Origin of the sequence: Pseudomonas sp. EMN2 (assembly GCF_009650555.1) — a bacterium.
GTDB lineage: Bacteria > Pseudomonadota > Gammaproteobacteria > Pseudomonadales > Pseudomonadaceae > Aquipseudomonas > Aquipseudomonas sichuanensis.
In genome coordinates this window covers 68,757-75,401 of the sequence record NZ_VZZR01000074.1, presented here as the reverse complement: position 1 = coordinate 75,401, position 6,645 = coordinate 68,757, and the positions used below count along the sequence as shown (strand labels likewise).

Here is a 6,645-nt window from a genome sequence, read left to right as displayed (position 1 = left end):
GTGCCTTGAGCACGATCGTCTCGTCAACTGGTTAAGGAATGTACGCCGGGCAGTGTAATGCAAGAATCGGGCGCGGCGTAGTGCAATGCTCGGGCGGCTACAGGCTCACTGCAACTGGCGGCTCAGCCAGTCGTGGATATCGTTCAGCTCGGCCACCGCCACCTCGTGTTCCATCGGGTATTCGTGCCATTGCGCGGCCACACCCCAGGTATTGAGGTATTCGAACGCGGTGCGGCCCATCGACGGGATCACCACCGGGTCATGCACACCGTGCAGGCACAGCGCGGGCGTGCGCTGCTGGCAGGCGCTCAGTTGCTGGCTGTCGGTGAAGGTCGGGGCGTAGGTGGACAGGGCAATCACCCCGCCCAGCGCTTCCTGCCACTTTATATAGGCGGTGTGCAGCACCACGGCGCCACCCTGGGAAAAGCCCGCCAGGATGATCCGCGACAGGTTGATGCCCTTGGCCTGTTCGGCCTTGATCAGCGCGATGATCTGCGCGGCCGACTCCTCAAGCTGCGCTTCGTCGATGGCCCGCGCCGGGGTCATGGCCTTGATGTCGTACCAGCTCGGCATTTCATAGCCGCCGTTGATGGTCACCGGGCGGGTAGGGGCCTGGGGCATGACGAAGCGGGTGCTGAGCAGGCGCTCCTGGAGAAACTCGGCCACCGGTAGGAAGTCGTAACGGTCGGCCCCCAGGCCGTGCAACCAGATCACACAGGCGTCGGCGGTGTTCTGGGGTTCGAGAATCAGCGGGTTGGTCATGACTGCTCCGAAAAAGTGCGTGCGTACGTAATGAGTGCGTAAAAAGAAGGCGATGGAGGTTAATGCCAGAAAAAGATGTCGCAACTCTACAACTTTTCCTACTTGACGCCCGCTTAATCGCTTAAGCCTGCAACTGTGGTACGCCCTTTGCTATGACCTTGTCATGCGAAGGAGTGGGCCAGTCACGGTAACACCCCTCGTGTGGATATAAAGGCTGTCATAGAACAGCTCATTGCGCCAATTGACCCAAAAACAAGCCAACACGGGGTCGGATGCGCCTCATAAGGGTGCGGTGCAATTCCGGCTCGTACAACAAGAGCGATTTGGAGGTTGTTGATGAAGATGTTGAAATCCACCCTGGCAGTCCTGACCGCCGCCGCTGCACTGGGTACCCTGGGTACCGCGCACGCCGGCGCCACCCTCGACGCGGTGCAGAAGAAGGGCTTCGTCCAGTGTGGCGTGAGCGACGGTCTCCCGGGTTTCTCGGTCCCTGACGCCAAAGGCAACATCGTCGGCATCGATGCCGATGTCTGCCGCGCCGTGGCCGCCGCCGTGTTCGGCGACGCCAAGAAGGTCAAGTTCAGCCAGCTCAACGCCAAGGAGCGCTTCACCGCGCTGCAGTCCGGCGAAGTCGACGTACTGTCGCGCAACACCACCTGGACCAGCTCGCGCGATGCCGGCATGGGCCTGGTGTTCGCCGGCGTCACCTACTACGACGGCATCGGCTTCCTGGTGAACAAGAAGCTCGGCGTTTCCAGCGCCAAGGAGCTCGACGGCGCCACCATCTGCATCCAGGCTGGTACCACCACCGAGCTGAACGTCTCCGACTACTTCCGCGCCAACGGCCTGAAGTACACCCCGATCACCTTCGACACCTCCGACGAGAGCGCCAAGTCGCTGGAGTCGGGCCGTTGCGACGTGCTGACCTCCGACAAGTCGCAGCTCTACGCACAGCGCTCCAAGCTGGCCGCGCCGACCGACTACGTGGTACTGCCGGAAACCATCTCCAAGGAGCCTCTGGGCCCGGTGGTGCGTAAAGGCGACGAAGAGTGGTTCAGCATCGTCAAGTGGACCCTGTTCGCCATGCTCAATGCCGAAGAGATGGGCATTACCTCGAAGAACGTCGAGGCCGAAGCCAAGGCCACCAAGAACCCCGACGTCGCCCGCATGCTCGGCGCCGACGGCGAGTACGGCAAGGACCTGAAGCTGCCCAAGGACTGGGTGGTACAGATCGTCAAGCAGGTCGGCAACTACGGTGAAGTGTTCGAGAAGAACCTGGGCAAGGAAACCCCGCTGCAGATCGACCGCGGCTTGAACGCCCTGTGGAACAACGGCGGCATCCAGTACGCACCGCCAGTGCGCTGATGCCTGCACCCTGCGGCGGCATCCAGCCGCCGCAGGTCGTTCGACTCCCTTCTTTTCGGGGCACTTCATGCAAAATCAAATCGGCGCACGGAAAGGGTTTTCCCTTAGCGATCCACGTGTGCGCGCGTGGCTGTTCCAGATCGTCACGGTGGTCTTCGTGGCCGGCCTGGGCTGGTACCTGTTCCACAATACCCAGACCAACCTGCAGCACCGGGGCATCACCTCGGGCTTCGACTTCCTCGAGCGCAGTGCCGGCTTCGGCATTGCCCAGCACCTGATCCCCTATGTGGAATCGGACAGCTATGCCCGGGTGTTCGTCATCGGCCTGCTCAACACCCTGCTGGTGACCTTCATCGGCATCATCCTGGCGACGCTGCTGGGCTTCATCATCGGCGTGGCACGGCTGTCGCAGAACTGGATGATCAACAAGCTGGCGACGGTATACGTGGAGACCTTCCGCAACATCCCGCCGCTGCTGCAAATCCTGTTCTGGTACTTCGCGGTGTTCCTCACCCTTCCGGGGCCGCGGGGCAGCATCAATATCGACGACACCTTCTTCATCAGCAACCGTGGCCTGAACATGCCCGGTGCCTCGATGGCCGAGGGCTTCTGGCCGTTCGTGGCGGCGCTGGTGCTGGCAATCGTCGCCATCGTGCTGATGGTGCGCCATGCCAACAAGCGCTTCGACGAGACCGGCCAGCCGTTCCACAAGTTCTGGGTCGGCCTGCTGCTGTTCATCGGCATCCCTGGCGTCTGTGCGCTGCTGTTCGGCAGCCCGGTGCACTGGGAAGTGCCGCAGCTCAAGGGCTTCAACTTCGTCGGTGGCTGGGTGCTGATCCCCGAGCTGCTGGCGTTGACCCTGGCGCTGACCATCTATACCGCAGCGTTCATCGCTGAAATCGTGCGCTCCGGCATTCGCTCGGTCAGCCATGGCCAGACCGAAGCGGCCCGCTCGCTCGGCCTGCGCGAAGGCCCGACGCTGCGCAAGGTGATCATCCCCCAGGCGCTGCGGGTGATCATTCCGCCGCTGACCAGCCAGTACCTGAACCTGGCGAAGAACTCGTCGCTGGCCGCCGGTATCGGCTACCCGGAGATGGTCTCGCTGTTCGCCGGTACCGTGCTCAACCAGACCGGCCAGGCCATCGAGGTGATCGCCATCACCATGAGCGTCTATCTCGCCATCAGCATCAGCATTTCGCTGCTGATGAACTGGTACAACAAGCGCATTGCGCTGATCGAACGGTGAGGGTACTTCCGTGACAGCTCATGTTTTCAAACCTGACATGCCGCCACCGGTGAAGACCATCGGCGTGCTCGCCTGGATGCGGGCCAACCTGTTCTCCAGCTGGCTGAACACCCTGCTGACGCTGTTCGCCCTGTACCTGGTGTGGCTGATCGTGCCGCCCTTGCTGCAATGGGCGTTCATCGATGCCAACTGGGTCGGCACCACCCGTGCCGACTGCACCAAGGACGGCGCCTGCTGGGTGTTCATCCAGCAGCGTTTCGGCCAGTTCATGTATGGCTACTACCCCAGCGAGCTGCGCTGGCGCGTCGACCTGACCGTCTGGCTCGCGGTGCTCGGCGCCGCGCCGTTGTTCATCAAGCGCTTCCCACGCAAGGCCGTGTATGGGCTGGGCTTCCTGGTGCTGTACCCGGTGCTGGCCTACACCCTGCTGCATGGCGGTTACCTGGGCCTGGCCAACGTACCCACCAACCAGTGGGGCGGCCTGATGCTCACCCTGGTGATCGCCACGGTCGGCATCGTCGGTGCGCTGCCGCTGGGTATCCTGCTGGCCCTGGGGCGCCGTTCGAACATGCCGGCGGTGAAGGTGGTCTGTGTCACCTTCATCGAGTTCTGGCGCGGCGTGCCGCTGATCACCGTGCTGTTCATGTCCTCGGTGATGCTGCCGCTGTTCCTGCCCGAGGGCATGAGCTTCGACAAGCTGCTGCGGGCGATGATCGGCGTGATCCTGTTCCAGTCGGCGTACATCGCCGAGGTGGTGCGCGGTGGCTTGCAGGCCATCCCCAAGGGCCAGTACGAAGCGGCCGCGGCCATGGGCCTGGGCTACTGGCGGGCGATGGGCCTGGTGATCCTGCCCCAGGCGCTCAAGCTGGTGATCCCCGGCATCGTCAACACCTTCATTGCCCTGTTCAAGGACACAAGCCTGGTGATCATCATCGGCCTGTTCGACCTGCTCAACAGCGTCAAGCAGGCGGCTGCCGACCCTGCCTGGCTGGGCATGGCGACCGAAGGCTACGTGTTCGCCGCCCTGGTGTTCTGGATTTTCTGTTTCGGTATGTCCCGCTACTCCATGCATCTGGAGCGCAAGCTGGACACTGGCCACAAGCGTTAGGAGTTTCGAAATGAGTGAAGCGATCAAGCAGCCTGCCGGCCCCGAAGGCATCATCCAGATGCAGGGCGTGAACAAGTGGTACGGCCAGTTCCATGTGCTCAAGGACATCAACCTGAACGTGCGCCAGGGTGAGCGCATCGTGTTGTGTGGGCCGTCCGGCTCGGGCAAGTCGACCACCATCCGCTGCCTCAACCGCCTGGAAGAGCACCAGCAGGGGCGCATCGTCGTCGACGGTGTGGAGCTGACCAACGACCTCAAGCAGATCGAGGCGATCCGCCGCGAGGTGGGCATGGTGTTCCAGCACTTCAACCTGTTCCCGCACCTGAGCATCCTCGAGAACTGCACCCTGGCGCCCATGTGGGTGCGCAAGATGCCGCGGCGCAAGGCCGAGGAAATCGCCATGCACTTCCTGGAACGCGTGCGTATTCCAGAGCAGGCGCACAAGTACCCGGGGCAGTTGTCCGGTGGTCAGCAGCAGCGCGTGGCGATTGCCCGGGCGCTGTGCATGAAGCCGAAGATCATGCTGTTCGACGAACCGACTTCGGCGCTCGACCCGGAGATGGTGAAGGAGGTGCTCGACACCATGGTCAGCCTGGCCGAGGACGGCATGACCATGCTCTGCGTGACCCACGAGATGGGCTTTGCCCGCACCGTGGCGAACCGGGTGATCTTCATGGACAAGGGCGAGATCGTCGAGCAGGCGTCGCCGGACGAGTTCTTCGACCGGCCGCGCAGTGACCGGACCAAGTTGTTCCTGAGCCAGATCCTGCATTGATGGCAAAAGGGCTGCTCTGCAGCCCTTTTTGGAGAGGCTGACACGGTCACCTGTAGGAGCGGCCTTGTGTCGCGATGGGCCGCGTAGCGGCCCCGGGGATATGTGTTGCGAAGCTGAAAACCTGGGGCCGCTTGCGCGCCCCATCGCGACACAAGGCCGCTCCTACAGGGCGGTCCGTGTAGTCTCAGTTCTCTTCTTTTGCGGCCACCGGCGCAGGCGGCGGCCGCAGCCCCACCTCGGCGATCAGCTTCAACTGCTGACCATTGCGCACCACTTCGATGGTGATCTTTTCGGTAGGCTTGATCCGCGCCACCTGGTTCATCGACTTGCGGCCATCGCCGGCCGGCTCGCCGTTGATGCTGAGGATCACATCCCCCAACTGCAGCCCCGCACGTGCCGCCGGGCCATCGCGGAAAATCCCCGCCACGACGATGCCCGGGCGCCCCTGCATGCCGAACGATTCGGCCAGCTCCTGGCTCAGCGGCTGCACTTCGATGCCCAGCCAGCCACGGATCACCTGGCCGTGCTCGACGATCGATTTCATCACCTCCAGTGCCAGCTTGACCGGAATGGCGAAGCCGATGCCTTGCGAGCCGCCGGACTTGGAGAAGATCGCCGTGTTGATGCCCACCAGGTTGCCGTTGGCATCGACCAGCGCGCCGCCGGAGTTGCCCGGGTTGATCGCCGCGTCGGTCTGGATGAAGTCTTCGTAGTTGTTCAGGCCCAGCTGGTTGCGGCCGGTGGCGCTGATGATGCCCATGGTCACCGTCTGGCCGACGCCGAAGGGGTTGCCGATGGCCAGGGTGACGTCGCCGATGTGGATGTTGTCGGAACGGCCGATGGTGATCGCCGGCAGGTTCTTGAGGTCGATCTTCAGCACCGCGAGGTCGGTTTCCGGGTCACTGCCGATGACCCGGGCCAGGGTTTCGCGGCCATCCTTGAGCGCCACGACGATCTGGTCGGCACCGCTGGTGACGTGGTTGTTGGTCAGCAGGTAGCCCTCGGGGCTCATGATCACCGCCGAACCCAGGCTCGATTCCCAGCGCCGCTGCTTGGGCAGGTTGTCGCCGAAGAAGCGCCGGAATTGCGGGTCTTCGAACAGCGGGTGGGCGCTCTTGTTGACCACCTTGGTGGTGTACAGGTTGACCACCGCCGGAGCGGCCAGAGTCACGGCATCGGCATAGGAGACCGGGCCCTGCATGATCCGGGTGGTCTGCGGGGCCTGCTGCAGGTTGACGTCCTGGCTGGGCAGGCCGACCCATTGCGGGAAGCGCTGGATGACCAGCATGGCGATCAATACGCCGGTGAGCAGGGGCCAGCCGAAATAACGCAGAGCCTTGAGCATGAATCAATCCTGGGAGTAGGGCGGGGGCCACATCGGTGCGGCCC

The 6,645-nt window shown here is 63.2% G+C and carries 6 protein-coding genes; 4 read left to right on the top strand and 2 right to left on the bottom strand.

From position 1 onward, the window contains the following. Window positions 1-105: 105 nt before the first annotated feature. Window positions 106-762 carry an alpha/beta hydrolase gene (locus F6X61_RS20785; protein WP_153788256.1) on the bottom strand — a complete coding sequence of 219 codons (657 nt, stop codon included), beginning with the start codon at window positions 760-762 and terminating at the stop codon, window positions 106-108. Window positions 763-1,098: 336 nt separating this feature from the next. On the opposite strand from F6X61_RS20785, the gene F6X61_RS20780 reads away from it, so the two are divergent. The 4 genes from F6X61_RS20780 to F6X61_RS20765 all read left to right on the top strand — a co-directional run bounded on the left by F6X61_RS20780 (window position 1,099) and on the right by F6X61_RS20765 (window position 5,256). Continuing rightward, window positions 1,099-2,127 (top strand): amino acid ABC transporter substrate-binding protein, encoded by a 1,029-nt coding sequence (locus tag F6X61_RS20780; RefSeq protein WP_153788255.1) that lies wholly within the window; start codon window positions 1,099-1,101, stop codon window positions 2,125-2,127. Between the two features lie 67 nt (window positions 2,128-2,194). Continuing rightward, the gene (locus F6X61_RS20775) at window positions 2,195-3,373 is read left to right on the top strand and encodes an amino acid ABC transporter permease (RefSeq protein ID WP_153788253.1); all 1,179 of its coding nucleotides are present in this window, start codon (window positions 2,195-2,197) and stop codon (window positions 3,371-3,373) included. 10 nt (window positions 3,374-3,383) lie between these two features. Continuing rightward, complete coding sequence (locus F6X61_RS20770; protein WP_125462686.1) at window positions 3,384-4,481, top strand: amino acid ABC transporter permease; 1,098 nt, start codon at window positions 3,384-3,386, stop codon at window positions 4,479-4,481. A gap of 10 nt (window positions 4,482-4,491) precedes the next feature. Then, window positions 4,492-5,256 carry an amino acid ABC transporter ATP-binding protein gene (locus tag F6X61_RS20765; RefSeq protein WP_153788251.1) on the top strand — a complete coding sequence of 255 codons (765 nt, stop codon included), beginning with the start codon at window positions 4,492-4,494 and terminating at the stop codon, window positions 5,254-5,256. 184 nt (window positions 5,257-5,440) lie between these two features. On the opposite strand, the gene algW is transcribed toward F6X61_RS20765, so the two are convergent. Then, window positions 5,441-6,601, bottom strand: coding sequence for a Do family serine endopeptidase AlgW (algW, locus tag F6X61_RS20760; RefSeq protein WP_110991647.1), 1,161 nt, complete (start codon window positions 6,599-6,601; stop codon window positions 5,441-5,443). Between the last annotated feature and the right edge of the window lie 44 nt (window positions 6,602-6,645).

What these genes read in the sequence shown, in the direction of transcription:
- F6X61_RS20780 (WP_153788255.1), top strand. Translation starts at nt 1,099, where the DNA reads ATGAAGATGTTGAAATCCACCCTGGCAGTCCTGACCGCCGCCGCTGCA.
- F6X61_RS20785 (WP_153788256.1), bottom strand. Translation starts at nt 762, where the DNA reads ATGACCAACCCGCTGATTCTCGAACCCCAGAACACCGCCGACGCCTGT.
- F6X61_RS20775 (WP_153788253.1), top strand. Translation starts at nt 2,195, where the DNA reads ATGCAAAATCAAATCGGCGCACGGAAAGGGTTTTCCCTTAGCGATCCA.
- F6X61_RS20765 (WP_153788251.1), top strand. Translation starts at nt 4,492, where the DNA reads ATGAGTGAAGCGATCAAGCAGCCTGCCGGCCCCGAAGGCATCATCCAG.
- algW (WP_110991647.1), bottom strand. Translation starts at nt 6,601, where the DNA reads ATGCTCAAGGCTCTGCGTTATTTCGGCTGGCCCCTGCTCACCGGCGTA.